Genomic DNA, 14,905 nt, shown 5'->3' with positions numbered 1-14,905 from the left:
AATCGGGGAGTCGTGAGGGTCCGCGAAATGCCCACTCCCGCTGTCGGAAAGAGATCGGAAACAAACCGCTTGTTATCCAGTCGTTACCGAATGTGGGTATCGCGCGCCCGCAAAGCCGGAATCGGCCCAAACGGACACTTTCCGCGTGTTCCGGTCGACATCGGGGTATTCCATTTCGTAACCTTCCTGAGACCTAGCGGAGTCTCGCAGCCCCAACACCGGGGCAGCATCGCTAGTCACCGCCTAATCGGCCACTCGCGAGAGCGGTCGTACCGGGAACCCAAGTTTCTACTGGGGTGAATCCCGCCGGGACGTCCTCACGCACCGGTGGGTAGGGCTGATCTTCCCAGCCCGAACCCGTCAGCTAACTCGGTCGGCGGATGAATGGAAGAAACGGAGTACCCCTTTCGTGGCGTCACAAGTTTCCAAGCGGAATGTGCGACGGGCAGTCGTCGCCGGCGCGCTCGCAGTCGGAGCGCTCACCGCTACCGCGGCCCCCGCGGCCGCAGATCCCGTCACCATCCCCGGAGTCGGAACTTTCGAGATCCCGGGTGTCGTCATCCCGCAGATCCCCGGTGTCCCGAACCTCCCCGCGCCCCCGGCGCCGGCCAGCACCGCAGGTGACAAGGCCGTTCAGGCTGCTCAGACCAAGCTCGGCTCGCCGTACGTCTACGGCGCCGCCGGCCCCAACTCGTTCGACTGCTCCGGCCTGGTGCAGTGGGCGTTCAAGCAGGCCGGACTGAATCTGCCGCGCACCAGCTACGCGCAGGCAGCGGCAGGCACTCCCGTGTCGCAGTCCGATCTCCGCCCCGGCGACGTGGTCTCCTTCTACGGCGGATCGCACTCGGGCATCTACGCCGGCAACGGCAACGTGATTCACGCCTCCACCGAGGGTCAGCCCGTCAAGTTGGCGCCCATCGCGTCCATGCCTTTCGACGGCGCACGCCGCTACTGATCCACACACGAGGCGAGGCATCCACCGAGTCGAGGGCGGGGATGCACGGGGTAGCTTCGTAGGATCTCGCACGACCACCGAGGGTGGGTTCGAATCACGATTCGAACCCACCCTCGATGTCGTTGCGCCCCAGGCAGACAGCGAGTCGTCCACTCGCCGGTGGTCCCCGCCACCCGTTCGTGACATGGGTGGACACAAACGTATGCCATTCCGTAACCTATCCGAGACCTTGCGAAGTCTTGTCGCGCCAGCCGGGCGGCAACGCGGGTCACCACCTCTTCGGCACTCCACGGTCGCCTCGGCCGCGGAAATCCCTGAGCCGCGCATCGGACACCCGACCCGGCTGGTGGAGATCGACGATCGGAGAACTGCATTTCCGTGGCCTCACACAAGATGAAGCGCTCCCTGGGCAGCGTGCTGACAGCCGGCGTGCTGTCGGTGGCGCTCGTGTCGCTGCCCGCGATCCAGGCGGGTGCAGACCCGGTCACCACCAACCCGACCGAAGCGCTGACGAAGCTCGGTGACCTGTCCCGGCAGTCCGAGCAGACGTCGGAAGCACTCCACAACGCGCAGATCGATCTCGAGGCCAAACAGTCGGCGCAACGCGACGCCGACGCCAAGCTTGCGGCCGACCAGGGTGTGCTCGACGCCGCCAACGCGCGCGTCGCCGTCTTCCAGCCCGTGGTGAACAAGCTCGCCACCGCCAACTACCAGGGCGCACGGACCAATCGCCTCTTCGCCGTGATGGTGAGCGATTCGCCGCAGCAACTCCTGGACCAGATGTCCGCTCTGGACGCCATCTCCAACGACACCCGCAATCAGGTCGCGCAATTCCAATCGGCCACGTCGGAAGCCACCGAGGCGGCCGAGGCGTCGAAGAAGTCCGCTGATGCCGCGCGGTCCGCGACCGAGCAGGCCAAAGCCGTGAGCGACGACCTGCAACGCAAACAGAGCGACCTGCAGGCGCAGATCGCCGACGTGATCAAGGCATTCGGAGATCTCACCGGCGCCGAACGCGACCAGCTGGCGGGGACGCCCTTCCCGCCCGGCTTCGACCCGAACACGATCCTCGCGCACCTCACCCCCGGTTCGGGCACGAGCGCGCTGCAGGCAGGCATGACCCGCATCGGCGACCCGTACGTGTGGGGCGCCACCGGTCCGGACGAATTCGACTGCTCGGGACTCGTCGTGTGGGCGTACAAGCAGATCGGCAAGACGCTGCCGAGGTCCAGTCAGGCGCAGGCCAGCGGCGGCACCCCGGTGTCCCGCGACGCCCTGCAGCCCGGCGACGTCGTCCTCTTCTACAACGACGCGTCCCACGTCGGCCTCTATGCCGGAAACGGCAACATTCTCCACGCCTCGACGTTCGGTGTTCCGGTGAAGATCGAGTCGATGGCGAAGTTCCCCTTCTACGGGGCGCGCCGCTACTGACGGCGACCGTCCGACGGCGGCGCCCGGGCGTGCTCATACACTCACCGGCGTGCCCGCTTCAGACCCGTCTCCCGCAACGGATCCGACCTCGCGCCGTCAGGCGCGCCCGTGGGAGCTGGCCGCACTGGCCGGACTCGTTCTCGCCGTCGTCGTCGTACTCGCACTGACCGGGTTCTCCCGGACCGAGCGGGCAGCCGACGGAGCCGTCGGCACCGTGCAGGCCGACGCCGAGGCGCGTGCGGCAGCCGTCCAGACGCTCCTCGACACCTGGGCGTCGGCCGTGCGGACGAACGACGCGGCCCGGTTGTCCGGTCTGATGGATCGGGCGGCGGCACCGGGATTCCTGGCCGCCGAGACGCGGCGGGCGGGCAACGTTGCCGGGGTGGAATTCTCGGACTGGGGCTACGAGATCGCCGAGGGAGCCGAGACGGCGGTGCCGTCGAGTCTCGTCGACGCGATCGGGGCCGACGAGGTGTGGGCCCCCGCCGTGCAACTCCGCCACGCGATCGCGGACGAGAGTCCCACCCGCAAACCGGTGGCTCTCGTCGTCGCCCGGCGCGGCGACCGCTGGGCACTCGTCAGCGACAGCGCCACCGTGGACGGCGAGCGGCGGACCTGGCGCGGACCGTGGGATTTCGGACCCGTCGTGTCGCGCCGCGTCGAAACCGGTGACGGGCGGACGTCGGTGGTGCTCGGACATCCCGAGAACGCCACCATGGTCGACCGGCTGGCGGACGAACTCCCCGCCGCCGTCGTCAACGCCACCCAGCTGTGGGGTTCGAACTGGGCGGGCCGCGCGCTCGTGTGGGTCGCGGGATCGCAGGACGAGTTCACGGCTCTCGTCGGGCCGAATCACGACGGACGCGACATCGCCGCCGTCGCCATCTCGGACGCCGTCGACCCTGACGCCGCCACGGTCACCGGACAGCGAATCGTGTTCAGCCCCGCGTCGGCGGACCGGCTGACCGAGATCACCCGGCGGGCGATCCTGCGGCACGAGCTGATCCACGTGGCGGCACGCGCCGAGACGGTGGACCGCTCGCCGATGTGGGTGCTGGAGGGCTACGCGGAGTACGCGGCCTACCGGGGGACCGGCGAGGCCGAACGGCAAATCGCGCCGGCACTGACCGCGCAGGTGGGTGCCGAGGGTCCGCCGACCGACTTCCCCGAGGACACCGACTTCTCCGGGTACGGACAACGCGGTTCGGTCGCCTACGAGACGGCGTGGTCGATCAACGCCTTCGTCGCGGAGCAGTACGGCGAATCGAGGCTGACCGAGCTGTACCGGACGCTGGCCGTGGGAGAGGCCGATCCGGAAACGGTCGACGGGCGGCTGTCCGACGTCCTCGGCGTCGACGCCGGTCAATTCCGCGACCGCTGGACCGACTGGGTGGGTGCTCACCTGGGGTGACCCTGCGTCCGTCGCCGCACGGTCCACCGCCTACGGTGATCACATGCGCCGAACCCTGTTGGTGACGAACGATTTTCCGCCGCGCCCCGGCGGAATTCAGTCGTACCTGCACACCTTCGCCAAGCACCTGCCCGCCGACGACCTGGTCGTCTACGCCCCGCGCTGGCGCGGCGACTCGCACATCAAGTTCGATGCGCGGCAACCGTTTCAGGTCGTCCGGCACCCCACCACCTTGATGGTGCCCACCCCGTTCGTCGCCCGCCGCGCCGCCACGTTGCTCGCCGAACACGACTGCACGGGCGTCTGGTTCGGCGCAGCCGCCCCGCTCGCGTTGCTGAGTTCGACGCTGCGCCGCGCCGGGGCGGAACGGGTGGTCGCGAGTACCCACGGGCACGAGGTCGGCTGGTCGATGCTCCCCGCCGCGCGACAGGCCCTGGGACGGATCGGCGACCGGACCGACGTCGTCACGTATGTCAGCCGGTACACGAGGGGCCGCTTCGCGTCCGCGTTCGGCGCGAGTGCCGCGCTCGAACACCTGCCGCCGGGAGTCGACACCGACCTGTTCACCCCGGACAGCGGCGCGCGGGCCGAACTGCGGTCCCGCTACGGGCTGGGGGAGCGGCCGACGGTCCTGTGCCTGTCCCGTCTCGTGCCCCGCAAGGGCCAGGACATACTTATCAAGGCGCTCCCGGGCATCCGCGAGCACATCGACGGCGCCGTGCTCGTGATCGTCGGCGGCGGCCCCTACGAGGACCGCCTGCGCTCGCTCGCGCGCTCGGTCGGGGTGGAGGACCACGTCGTGTTCACGGGCACGGTGCCGTCCGCCGAGCTGGCGGCGCACCACACGATCGCCGACGTGTTCGCGATGCCGTGCCGCACGAGGGGCGCGGGACTCGACGTCGAGGGCCTCGGCATCGTCTTCCTCGAGGCGTCCGCCACCGGTGTGCCGGTCGTCGCCGGACAGTCCGGTGGCGCCCCGGAAACGGTGCGGCAGAACGAAACCGGCATGGTCGTGGACGGCACGTCGGTGGCCGAGGTGGCGCGTTCGGTGATCTCGGTCCTGTCGGACCGCGACCGCGCGGCCGCGATGGGGGCGGCCGGCCGCGAATGGGTCAGGGCGGAGTGGCGATGGGACGTGCTCGCCGCCAAGCTCCAGGCACTGCTTGCATGACCGCTCGTGAGTACTTGTCAACCGCCCGCGGTTGACAAGTACTCACGAGCCCGGAGGACACTACTTGGCGTAGATGGCGGCGATGTCGTCGGCGAAGCTGTCGTGCACCACGTTGCGCTTGAGCTTCATCGTCGGCGTGAGCTCGCCGGTCTCCTCCGTGAAGTCGACGGGCAGGACCCGGAACTTCTTGATGGCCTCCGCGTGCGACACGAGCTTGTTGGCCTCCGCGACGGCCTCGTCGATCTCGGCCGTGAGGTCGGCGTCGGCGAGCAGATCCGCGACCGTCGTGCCTGCGGGCTTGCTGTTGCGCTCGTTCCACGCGGGCAGCGCGTCGGCGTCGATGGTGATCAGCGCGCCGATGAACGGCTGCTGGTCTCCGACGACGATGGCCTGGCTGATCAGCGGGTGCGCACGCAGGTGATCCTCGAGCTGGGCGGGGGAGACGTTCTTGCCGCCCGCTGTGACGATGATCTCCTTCTTGCGGCCGGTGATGGTGATGTACCCGTCCGCGTCGACCGATCCGAGGTCGCCGGTGTGGAACCAGCCGTTCTCGATCGCGTCGGCGGTCGCGTTCTCGTTGCGCCAGTAGCCGCTGAAGACGACCGGCCCCGACAGCAGGATCTCGCCGTCGTCGGCGATGCGAACGGAATTGCCCGCCAACGGCTTGCCGACCGAGCCGACCTTCTGCTCGCCGATCGTGTTGACCGCGAACGCCGCGGACGTCTCGGTGAGGCCGTAGCCCTCGTAGATCGTGATGCCGATGCCGCGGAAAAAGTGGCCGAGGCGGGCGCCGAGCGGGGCGCCGCCGGAGATCGCCAGCTGGCACTTGCCGCCGAGCGCCGCCCGCAGCTTCGAGAACACCAGCTTGTCGAACAGCGCGTGCTTGGCCTTGAGCACCAGCCCCGGCCCGCCCTTGTCCTGAGCCTCGCTCCAGGCGATAGCCGTCTCGGCGGCGGCGTCGAAGATCTTGCCCTTGCCCTCGCCGTGGGCCTTGGCGCGGGCGCTGTTGTACACCTTCTCGAACACACGCGGCACGGACAGGATGAAGTCGGGGCGGAATTCGCCGAACGTGGGGACGAGGTTCGGGATGTCGCTGGTGTGTCCGAGTGCGGCGCCGGCGTCGAACGACGCGATGCTGACGGCGCGCGCCAGGACGTGCGCCATCGGCAGGAACATCAGGGTGCTGACGCCGGGCGTCTTCAGCAGGGTGCCGAGACTGGAATCGAGGATGCCCTTGGACTCGGCGATGAGGTTGGAATGCGTGAGCTGGCAGCCCTTGGGCCTGCCGGTGGTGCCGGAGGTGTAGATGAGGGTGGCCGGATCGCTCGACTTCAGCGCGGCCACGCGGGCCTGGACTTCGGAGTCGGGCACGTCGGCGCCCAGTTCGGTCAGTTCCTCGACGACGCCACGGCCGCCGTCGGACACCTCGATCTGGTAGACGCCGCGGAGCGCGGTCGCCTCGGCCGCGACGGCCTTCACGGTTGCCGCGTGCGTCGCGTTCTCGACGACGAGATCGATCGCGGCGGAGTCCTCGAGGATCCACCGGACCTGCTCGGCGGAGGACGTCTCGTAGATCGGGACGGTGACGCCGCCCGCTGCCCAGATCGCGAAGTCGACGAGGGGCCACTCGTACCGGGTGGCCGACATCAGTGCCACCCGGTCGCCCTGCTGGACGCCGAGGGCGATGAGACCCTTGGCGACCGCGGTGACCTGAGCCGCGAACTCGGCGGCCGTGACGTCGGTCCAGCGTCCGCCGATCTTGCGCTTGTACACGACCAGCGTCGGGTCGGCCACGGCGTGGGCGAACACCGAGTCGACCGCGGACGCGTCCTCCGCGATCGTGAACGACTGTGGCGCGCTGAACTCGGGCACGAAAACCTCCGACACTGAAGATACTGACGAGTAGGATTGTCGTCCCAACTTTAGACCTTCCCCCGCCCGGCCTGCTTCCAGGCCGAAGAAGCGTGGTCAGAGCCCTGCCGGCAAGGTGCTGCGGAACCCCGCGGCCACCGCCGGCAGCGGTATGTGAAGCTAGTCGCCGTGAGCAGCATTCAGGTCGCAGACCAGACGTTCATCGCGGCCCCACCACAGCAGGTCGCGGCGGCGATCGCCCCGCCGGCCCGCTGGCGCCGGTGGTGGCCCGATCTCACTCTCGCCGTCCGCGAGGACCGGGCCGAGAAGGGCATCCGGTGGACGGTGGCCGGACCCCTCACCGGAACGATGGAAGTGTGGCTCGAGCCGGTGCTGGACGGGGCGATCGTCCACTACTTCCTCCACGCCGAACCGGCCCGCAGCGAGGGCACCCCCGATCTGGCCGCACTGAACCGTCGCAGGCGCGTCGAGGGAAAGGTCATGTCCTTCGAGGTGAAGAAGGAACTCGAGGCCGGTCGCGCTGCGGGAGAACCGCCGTCCTGAGGCAGATCCGGCCGCGCGGCGGGGTCGGCATTGTGTCAGGGCGCCGAGATCGTGTGTGATAGTCGGGCACAACACAGACATACGACACCGGTAACGGCGTGGCCCCGCGATCGACGAGCGGGTCGGCCAGGCGAAAGGAAGCGTTCACTCCATGCCCGAGAGGACCAAGAGGTCGATCAGTATCGAGGCGCCGCCCGCCCGGGTGATGGATGTGATCGCCGACTTCGACGCGTACCCGGCGTGGGTGGCCGCAGCGAAGTCCGTCGAGGTCATGGAACCCGGACAGGGCGGCCGGGCCGACCGGGTGCGGTTCGTGCTCGACGCGGGCATGGTCAAGGACACGTACGTACTCCGCTACGACTGGGCTCCCGACGGCAAATCGGTCAGCTGGGAGCTCGAGTCCGGTGAGATCCAGAAGTCGCAGTTCGGTTCGTACGTTCTGGAGGACGAGCCGGGCGGCGGCACCACCGTCACATACGAGCTCACCGTCGACCTCACCATTCCGATGATCGGCCTGTTCAAGCGCAAGGCGGAGAAGGCGATCACCGACACCGCGCTCAAGGAACTCAAGAAGCGGGTGGAAGGCTGAGCAGCGAGGGTCGTGCCGGACCTGCGCGGGTCCAGTTCTTCGTAGGGAAGGGGGGCGTCGGGAAGACGACGCTTGCGGCCGCGACGGCGCAGGCGGCCGCAGAGGCGGGAAACCGGACTCTCCTCGTCTCCCTCGACCAGGCGCACTCCCTCGCCGATGTGATCGGGATCGCCGCCGCCCGGGACCTCGTGTCCGTCACCGACACCCTCGACGTGCTCGAACTCGACACCCTCACGTTGCTCGAGAACAGATTCCGGAGTCTGGCAGCGGTTCTCGCCGCCGCCGGATCGCACGACCACGGTGCCCAGCTGTCGGCGCTCGAACCGGAGGAGCTGACGGGGCTTCCCGGCGTGCAGGACGTGCTCGGGCTGCGCGAGATCGTCCGGTTCGCCACCGAGGGCGACTACGACGCCGTCGTGGTCGACTGCCCGCCCACCGCGGACTGCCTGCGGACGCTCGCCGCGCCTGCAATGGCCCTCGAGTACATCGAGCGGGTGTGGCCGCAGCACCGCCGCATCGTCGCGCTCCTGGGTTCCGATCCGCGCCTCGTCATGCTGGTGACGCTGATCGAACAGGTCGTCGCCGCGGTCGGCGAGGTCCGGGAGATGCTCGCGAACCGGGCGAAAACCACTGTGCGACTGGTGACGACGCCGGAGCGGGTGGTGCTGACGGAGACCCGGCGCACCGTGGCGGTGGCCGCGCTGTCCGGCCTGCGCATCGATGCGATCCTCGTGAACAACCTTCTGCCGCACTTCGATTCGCCGGCAGGACACGACGATCCCGGTGTGGCATGGTTGATCAGGCGGCGAGCCCTGCAGCAGCGGGTGCTCGCCGAGCTGACCGCCTCCGCGGGCGCCACGGTGATCCTCTCGGTGACCCGGTCGGTGACGGAGCCGGTAGGGTGGGCCGATCTCGGCGGAATCGCCCGGGAGTTGTATGCCGACGACACGGACGCGGTTGCGGTGTTGGGGAAGAACCCGCCTGCAGTGCGGGTGGGGCTGGAATCGGGGGCCGGTGTGGATTCTGTGTACACGATGCGGATGTATCTTCCGCTCGTGAACCCGTCGACCCTCACGTTGGGTCGAGTGGAGGACGACTTGGTCGTGGGAGCTGAAGGGGTGCGCCGCCGGGTCCGCCTCGCCTCGGTCCTGCGCCGGTGCGTCGTCGCGGGCGCAGAACTCGACGGAAGCGATCTGGTCGTGCGCTTCACGCCCGACCCGCAGGTGTGGCCGGTATGAACGACGACCACGCGCAGCTGGTGGCCGAGCTGCGGGCGCTCGCCGAGACCGCACTGGACCGTCTCGAGCCGATTCTCCAGCGCGCGGCGGCGCCGCACGCCCCGGCGGACGCCGAGGGTGGGGTGCCCGGAACCGGGCAGTGGTCGGGGTGCACGTGGTGCCCGGTGTGCGCACTCGCGGCCCTGATCCGCGGTGAGCAGCACGATCTCGTGACCCTGCTCGCCGGCCAGGCGTCCGTGCTGATCGCGGTGCTGCGGCAGGTCCTCGACGAGCATGCCGTTCACGACACCCCGGACCCCGGCGGCCCCGACACTCCGGAACCCGGCCCGGGCGGTGGAACGCCCGAACCGGACGGCGGCTCGGCGTTCGAGCCGATCACGGTCACCATCAAGCATTGAGTGTGCTCTGCGCGGACCGGATCGCCGGACTCGTGCACGTCGGCGATCCGGCATGGGCACAATCATCTCCATGAGCACAGGCACGGGCAGCGAACGTGGCGGCAGCGCGGCGCTGACCATCGGCATCGACGTGGGTGGAACGAGCATCCGTGCGTCGGTGGTCGACTCGGCCGGTGAGGTGCTCGATTCGCTCCAGTCGCCGACCCCGGCGTCGGCGAAGGCACTCGAGAACGGCCTGGACCGCGCGGTCCGGGAGCTGTCCGCGCGGCACGACGTCGCCGCGGTGGGGCTGGCGGTCGCCGGGTTCATCACGCCCGACCGCACGACGGTGCGGTTCGCGCCGCATCTGCCGTGGGTGGGTGCACCCGTCGGCCGGGACCTCGGGCAGCGTCTCGGTCTGCCGGTGATCCTCGAGCACGACGTGAACGCGGCGGCCTGGGCCGAGCACCGGTTCGGTGCGGCCGCAGGCGGCCGGAACGTGGTGATGCTCGCGATCGGCACGGGTATCGGCGCGGCGCTCCTCGCGGACGGCCGGCTGTACCGCGGCAGCCACGGCGTCGCACCCGAACTCGGCCACATCCAGGTGGTCCCCGACGGGCGCCCGTGCGCGTGCGGCAAACACGGCTGCTGGGAGCGGTACTGCAGCGGGACGGCCCTCGTCGACACCGCGATCGAACTTCTGGCCGCGGATCCGGCGACGTCGACCGTCCTGGCGCGGGAGGTGGCGGTCGATCCCGGTGCGCTGACGGGCCGGCGGATCGCGGGCGCGGCACAGGACGGCGATCCACTGGCACTGGAGACCATGCGGGAGTTCGCCCGTTGGCTCGGCGTCGGCCTGGCGCTCATCGGGGACGTGTACGACCCGGATCTCGTCGTGATCGCCGGTGGGGTCGCGAGTTCCTCACCGCTGTTCATCGACGAGGCCCGCGAGCACTACGCGGCGCTGACGACGGGGGCCGGGCACCGGCCGCTCGCCCGCATCCGGCCTACCCAGCTGGGGGAGGCGGCGGGCATGATCGGAGCGGCGGAACTCGCTCGGGCCGTCCTGCCCGATCGGGTGGGTTGACGTCCGGCCTACTGCTGTAAACCCGCAGAGTGTGATGCTGTGCGGGGCTCCCGGGCGTGTGTAGCGACCCTCACCCACCCGAAGTAGAGTCGACCCGAACGAAGCTTGGGTTGTGAACGGGAGGGACGCCATGTGGTACTGGCTCTTCAAGTACGTGTTTTTGGGGCCGGTTCTCTGGGGGCTGGGTAGGCCGACCGTGGAGGGTACGGAGAACATTCCGGCGGAGGGTGGCGCCATCTTGGCGAGTAACCATCAGGCCGTGCTGGATTCGTTCTTCCTGCCGTTGCGTGTGCCGCGGAGGATCACTTTTCTCGCCAAGAGCGAGTACTTCACCGGGACGGGACTCAAGGGCGCATTCCAGCGCTGGTTCTTCTCGGTGGTCGGCCAGGTGCCGATCGACCGGACGGGCGCGGACGCCGCGCAGGACGCATTGAACGCCGGGTTGCGCGTCCTCTCGCAGGGCAAGCTGCTCGGCATCTACCCGGAGGGCACCCGGTCGCCCGACGGCCGCCTCTACAAGGGCAAGACGGGCCTGGCCCGCATGGCTCTCGAATCCGGTGTGAAGGTCATCCCGGTCGCCATGATCGGAACGGAGAAGGTCAACCCGATCGGCTCCCGGGTGTGGCGTCCTTCGAAGGTCACCATCCGCGTCGGTGAGCCCATCGACTTCTCGCGGTTCGAGGGCATGGGCGGCAACCGTTTCGTGGAGCGGGCCGTCACCGACGAGGTCATGTACAAGCTGATGAAGCTGTCGGGTCAGGAGTACGTCGACATCTACGCGGCGACGCTGAAGAAGAAGGCGCCCGCCGCCGACGCCTCGGTGGCCGATGTGGCGCCGGCGAGCGACGCGACCACCGTCACGCGACTGCCGGACACGCGGGCGAGCTGACCGCCGCGACCTCTCAGCCGACGGGGACGGTGAGATCGTCGGAGGTCTCCGACCGATCGTCCTCGTCGGACTGTGAGGGGCGGGTGCGGAACGCGACGATCGCGACCAGCACCACGGCGAGTCCCCACCACACGTACGACGACGCCAGGAACTGATCCCACAGATTCCAGTGGGTTCCGCTCCAGCGGCCCACCCCGAGTTTCCAGTGCGCGGCGAGCCTCACGACGACGACGCCGGCCACGGCCGTGACCGCCAGGGCGACACTTCGACGGCGGTAGGCGAGGACCCCGAGCACGAGGATCACCGGCACCGACCACACCCAGTGGTGCGACCAGGACACGGGGGAGACGAGCAGTCCGAGAACGGCGTTGAGTCCGAGCGCGAGCGCGGTCTCGCCGGACCGGAGCGCCCGCGCCATCGCGAGAATCACGAGTGCGAGAACCACGACGCTCAGCAGCAGCCAGAACGGGGTGCGCACCGAGTCGCTCAGGCCGAGCCGGGCCAGCACACCGGTGATGCTCTGGTTCGCCGGATATGCCGGGGTGCCGATCCGATCGGAATCGAAGAGCGTGTGCGTCCAGTAGGTGACGGAGTCGTTCCACGTCGCGATCGCGCCCACTGCGCTGAACGCGAGGAAACTGACCCCGGTCACGACGGCGGAGCGGAAGTCCTTGCGCACCAGGAAGTACAGGATGAACACGGCGGGCGTCAGCTTCACCGCCGCCGCGAGGCCGATCAGCACGCCGCGCGGCCACGGCGTCTTCTTCGGCAGGCAGTCCGCGGCGACCAGCAGCATCAGCAGGATGTTGATCTGCCCGTAGTCCAGGGTCGACGAGACGGGTTCGAGGGCCATCGACACCGCGAGCGCACCGAGGGCAGTCCACACCAGCGTGGTGCGGGGTGCGATGCCCAGCGAGTCGAGCGTGACGACGAGAACACCGAACAACGCGATCAGCGACAACACCGTCACGACGGTCCCGGCAGTCGCCAGCGACACCGTCGACAGCGGACTGAAGACGACGGCGGCGAGCGGCGGGTAAGTGAACGGCAGGAAGTTGCCCATCTGGGTGGCCGGCATCGACCCGTACAGGGTCGGGCCGTGCAGGAACACCGAACCGCCCAGGCGGTAGACGTCGAGATCCAGCCGGTAGTAACTGCCGAAGTCCCGCAGGCCGGGCAGTCCGAGCAGGTTGTAGGCGAATCCGATTGCGAGCCCGGCGAGGACGAGGACTCGGACGACGAGACCTCCGATGCGGAGATGCAGAGGCACCCGCGGGGGGTCGATCAGGTCCGCGACAGGGGCGGCGGACTGTCGACCGTCGGAGGTTGCGCGCACCGAGGCCTCCTTCACGAGGTAGGGGTGGATCCGGATGACGCCAACGGGTGAGGCATAGTTTGCGGGCGTGCGTTACTTCTACGACTGCGAGTTCATCGAGGATGGTCGCACGATCGACCTGGTGTCGATCGGGGTGGTCGCGGAGGACGGACGTGAATTCTACGCGGTGTCCACCGAGTTCGATCCCGACCGCGCGGGCAAGTGGGTGCGCAGGAACGTGCTGCCGAAGCTGCCGCCGCCGTCGTCGCCCCTCTGGAAGAGCCGCGCCCGCATTCGCGACGACCTCTACGCGTTCCTGATTCCCCGGCCCGGCATCGTCCCCGAACTGTGGGCGTGGGTGGCCGCCTACGACCACGTCGCCCTCTGCCAGTTGTGGGGGGACATGACGGAGCTGCCGCAGTCGCTGCCCCGGTACACGCGGGAACTCCGCCAGTACTGGGAGGAACACGGCAGCCCGGCGCTCCCACCTGCACCGGGTGACGCGCACGACGCCCTCGCCGACGCCCGGCACAACCTGGCGAAGTTCGAGGCAGTTCGGGCGGCGCGCTCACTCCGGTGACCTGACTCGCCATCGCTCCGGTCGAGCGAATATCCTGTATGGGTGAACTGGACTGTCGACGTGCCGATCGACCGCTTGCCCGAACTCCCGCCGCTGCCCACCGAGATGCGTGAGCGCCTCGATGCAGCGCTGGCCAAGCCCGCTGCCCAGCAGCCGCAATGGCCCGAGGGTCAGGCCGCCGCGATGCGGACGGTCCTCGAGAGCGTGCCACCGATCACGGTGGCCAGCGAGGTCGTGGCCCTGCAGGAGAAGCTGGCCCAGGTCGCGCGCGGCGAGGCGTTCCTCCTCCAGGGCGGTGACTGCGCCGAGACGTTCGCCGACAACACCGAGCCGCACATCAAGGGCAACATCCGCACCCTGCTGCAGATGGCCGTGGTCCTGACGTACGGAGCGAGCCTGCCCGTCGTCAAGGTCGCCCGCATCGCCGGCCAGTACGCCAAGCCGCGGTCGTCGAACGTGGACGCCCTGGGCCTGCAGTCGTACCGCGGCGACATGATCAACTCCCTCGTCGCCGACGAGGCCGTGCGCGCCCACGACCCGTCGCGGCTCGTGCGGGCGTACGCGAACGCCAGCGCCGCGATGAACCTGGTCCGCGCGCTCACCGGCGCGGGCATGGCCGACCTGCACAAGGTGCACGACTGGAACCGCGAGTTCGTGGCGTCGTCGCCGGCCGGGGCCCGGTACGAGGCACTCGCCGCGGAGATCGACCGCGGGCTGCAGTTCATGAACGCCTGCGGCGTCACCGATCCCAGCCTGCACCACGCGCAGATCTTCGCCAGCCACGAGGCGCTCGTCCTCGACTACGAGCGCGCGATGCTGCGCCTCGACAACGACGACGACCACGCCAAGCTGTACGACCTGTCCGCTCACTTCCTGTGGATCGGCGACCGCACCCGTCAGCTCGACGGGGCGCACATCGCGTTCGCCGAACTCGTGTCGAACCCGATCGGCCTGAAGATCGGACCCAGCACCACACCGGAGATGGCGGTCGAATACGTCGAGCGCCTCGACCCCACCAACAAGCCGGGTCGCCTCACCCTGATCTCGCGCATGGGGAACAACAAGGTCCGCGACCTGCTGCCGCCCATCATCGAGAAGGTCCAGGCCACCGGTCACCAGGTGATCTGGCAGTGCGACCCGATGCACGGCAACACGCACGAGGCGTCCACGGGATACAAGACCCGCCACTTCGACCGCATCGTCGACGAGGTGCAGGGATTCTTCGAGGTCCACAACGGTCTCGGCACGTACCCGGGCGGCATCCACGTCGAACTCACCGGTGAGAACGTCACCGAATGCCTCGGCGGCGCGCAGGACATCTCGGACCTCGACCTGTCCGGTCGCTACGAGACGGCGTGCGACCCTCGCCTGAACACCCAGCAGTCCCTGGAACTGGCGTTCCTCGTCGCGGAGATGCTGCGCGGCTGATCGCCCGCATCATTCGGAC

Annotated in this window: 14 protein-coding genes and 1 riboswitch; of the genes, 12 read left to right on the top strand and 2 right to left on the bottom strand. The window is 69.1% G+C overall.

Annotated elements, in window-relative coordinates:
• Positions 1–230: 230 nt before the first annotated feature.
• Positions 231–395, top strand: a riboswitch (cyclic di-AMP (ydaO/yuaA leader).
• A 14-nt stretch (positions 396–409) separates the two neighbouring features.
• The 4 genes from QM806_RS03895 to QM806_RS03880 all read left to right on the top strand — a co-directional run bounded on the left by QM806_RS03895 (position 410) and on the right by QM806_RS03880 (position 4,968).
• Positions 410–955 (top strand): NlpC/P60 family protein, encoded by a 546-nt coding sequence (locus tag QM806_RS03895; RefSeq protein ID WP_029537328.1) that lies wholly within the window; start codon positions 410–412, stop codon positions 953–955.
• 378 nt (positions 956–1,333) lie between these two features.
• Positions 1,334–2,386, top strand: coding sequence for a C40 family peptidase (locus QM806_RS03890; protein WP_005260128.1), 1,053 nt, complete (start codon positions 1,334–1,336; stop codon positions 2,384–2,386).
• A gap of 49 nt (positions 2,387–2,435) precedes the next feature.
• Positions 2,436–3,797 (top strand): peptidase MA family metallohydrolase, encoded by a 1,362-nt coding sequence (locus QM806_RS03885; RefSeq protein WP_283290407.1) that lies wholly within the window; start codon positions 2,436–2,438, stop codon positions 3,795–3,797.
• Positions 3,798–3,840: 43 nt separating this feature from the next.
• The gene (locus QM806_RS03880) at positions 3,841–4,968 is read left to right on the top strand and encodes a glycosyltransferase family 4 protein (protein ID WP_005573205.1); all 1,128 of its coding nucleotides are present in this window, start codon (positions 3,841–3,843) and stop codon (positions 4,966–4,968) included.
• A gap of 60 nt (positions 4,969–5,028) precedes the next feature.
• On the opposite strand, the gene QM806_RS03875 is transcribed toward QM806_RS03880, so the two are convergent.
• On the bottom strand, positions 5,029–6,840 hold the full coding sequence (locus tag QM806_RS03875; protein ID WP_120661441.1) for an AMP-dependent synthetase/ligase: 1,812 nt from the start codon (positions 6,838–6,840) through the stop codon (positions 5,029–5,031).
• Between the two features lie 168 nt (positions 6,841–7,008).
• On the opposite strand from QM806_RS03875, the gene QM806_RS03870 reads away from it, so the two are divergent.
• The 6 genes from QM806_RS03870 (at position 7,009) to QM806_RS03845 (ending at position 11,563) form a co-directional block, all read left to right on the top strand.
• Positions 7,009–7,383, top strand: coding sequence for a hypothetical protein (locus QM806_RS03870; RefSeq protein WP_005260151.1), 375 nt, complete (start codon positions 7,009–7,011; stop codon positions 7,381–7,383).
• A 151-nt stretch (positions 7,384–7,534) separates the two neighbouring features.
• Complete coding sequence (locus QM806_RS03865) at positions 7,535–7,972, top strand: SRPBCC family protein (RefSeq protein ID WP_005247694.1); 438 nt, start codon at positions 7,535–7,537, stop codon at positions 7,970–7,972.
• Complete coding sequence (locus QM806_RS03860) at positions 7,969–9,210, top strand: ArsA family ATPase (RefSeq protein ID WP_080606193.1); 1,242 nt, start codon at positions 7,969–7,971, stop codon at positions 9,208–9,210. Before QM806_RS03865 ends, QM806_RS03860 begins: the two co-directional genes overlap by 4 nt.
• Entirely contained in the window at positions 9,207–9,608 is a 402-nt protein-coding gene (locus tag QM806_RS03855; protein ID WP_005260157.1) for a hypothetical protein, read from the top strand. The genes QM806_RS03860 and QM806_RS03855 overlap by 4 nt, the downstream gene beginning before the upstream one ends.
• Before the next feature lie 52 nt (positions 9,609–9,660).
• Positions 9,661–10,674, top strand: coding sequence for an ROK family protein (locus QM806_RS03850; protein ID WP_005573209.1), 1,014 nt, complete (start codon positions 9,661–9,663; stop codon positions 10,672–10,674).
• 130 nt (positions 10,675–10,804) lie between these two features.
• Positions 10,805–11,563 carry a lysophospholipid acyltransferase family protein gene (locus tag QM806_RS03845; RefSeq protein ID WP_005260161.1) on the top strand — a complete coding sequence of 253 codons (759 nt, stop codon included), beginning with the start codon at positions 10,805–10,807 and terminating at the stop codon, positions 11,561–11,563.
• A gap of 13 nt (positions 11,564–11,576) precedes the next feature.
• On the opposite strand, the gene QM806_RS03840 is transcribed toward QM806_RS03845, so the two are convergent.
• Positions 11,577–12,899 carry a glycosyltransferase 87 family protein gene (locus QM806_RS03840; RefSeq protein WP_005260163.1) on the bottom strand — a complete coding sequence of 441 codons (1,323 nt, stop codon included), beginning with the start codon at positions 12,897–12,899 and terminating at the stop codon, positions 11,577–11,579.
• A gap of 67 nt (positions 12,900–12,966) precedes the next feature.
• Here QM806_RS03840 and QM806_RS03835 point away from each other — a divergent pair, with 67 nt between their 5' ends.
• Both QM806_RS03835 and QM806_RS03830 read left to right on the top strand, forming a co-directional pair.
• Positions 12,967–13,458 (top strand): polyadenylate-specific 3'-exoribonuclease AS, encoded by a 492-nt coding sequence (locus tag QM806_RS03835; protein ID WP_005260165.1) that lies wholly within the window; start codon positions 12,967–12,969, stop codon positions 13,456–13,458.
• A gap of 42 nt (positions 13,459–13,500) precedes the next feature.
• Positions 13,501–14,886, top strand: coding sequence for a class II 3-deoxy-7-phosphoheptulonate synthase (locus QM806_RS03830; protein WP_005247669.1), 1,386 nt, complete (start codon positions 13,501–13,503; stop codon positions 14,884–14,886).
• The last annotated feature ends 19 nt before the right edge of the window (positions 14,887–14,905 follow it).

This window comes from Rhodococcus sp. IEGM 1351, assembly GCF_030056875.1.
Taxonomy (GTDB): domain Bacteria; phylum Actinomycetota; class Actinomycetes; order Mycobacteriales; family Mycobacteriaceae; genus Rhodococcus_F; species Rhodococcus_F opacus.
The sequence above is the reverse complement of the archived record's forward strand: the minus strand, read 5'-3'. Positions and strand labels throughout refer to the sequence as shown.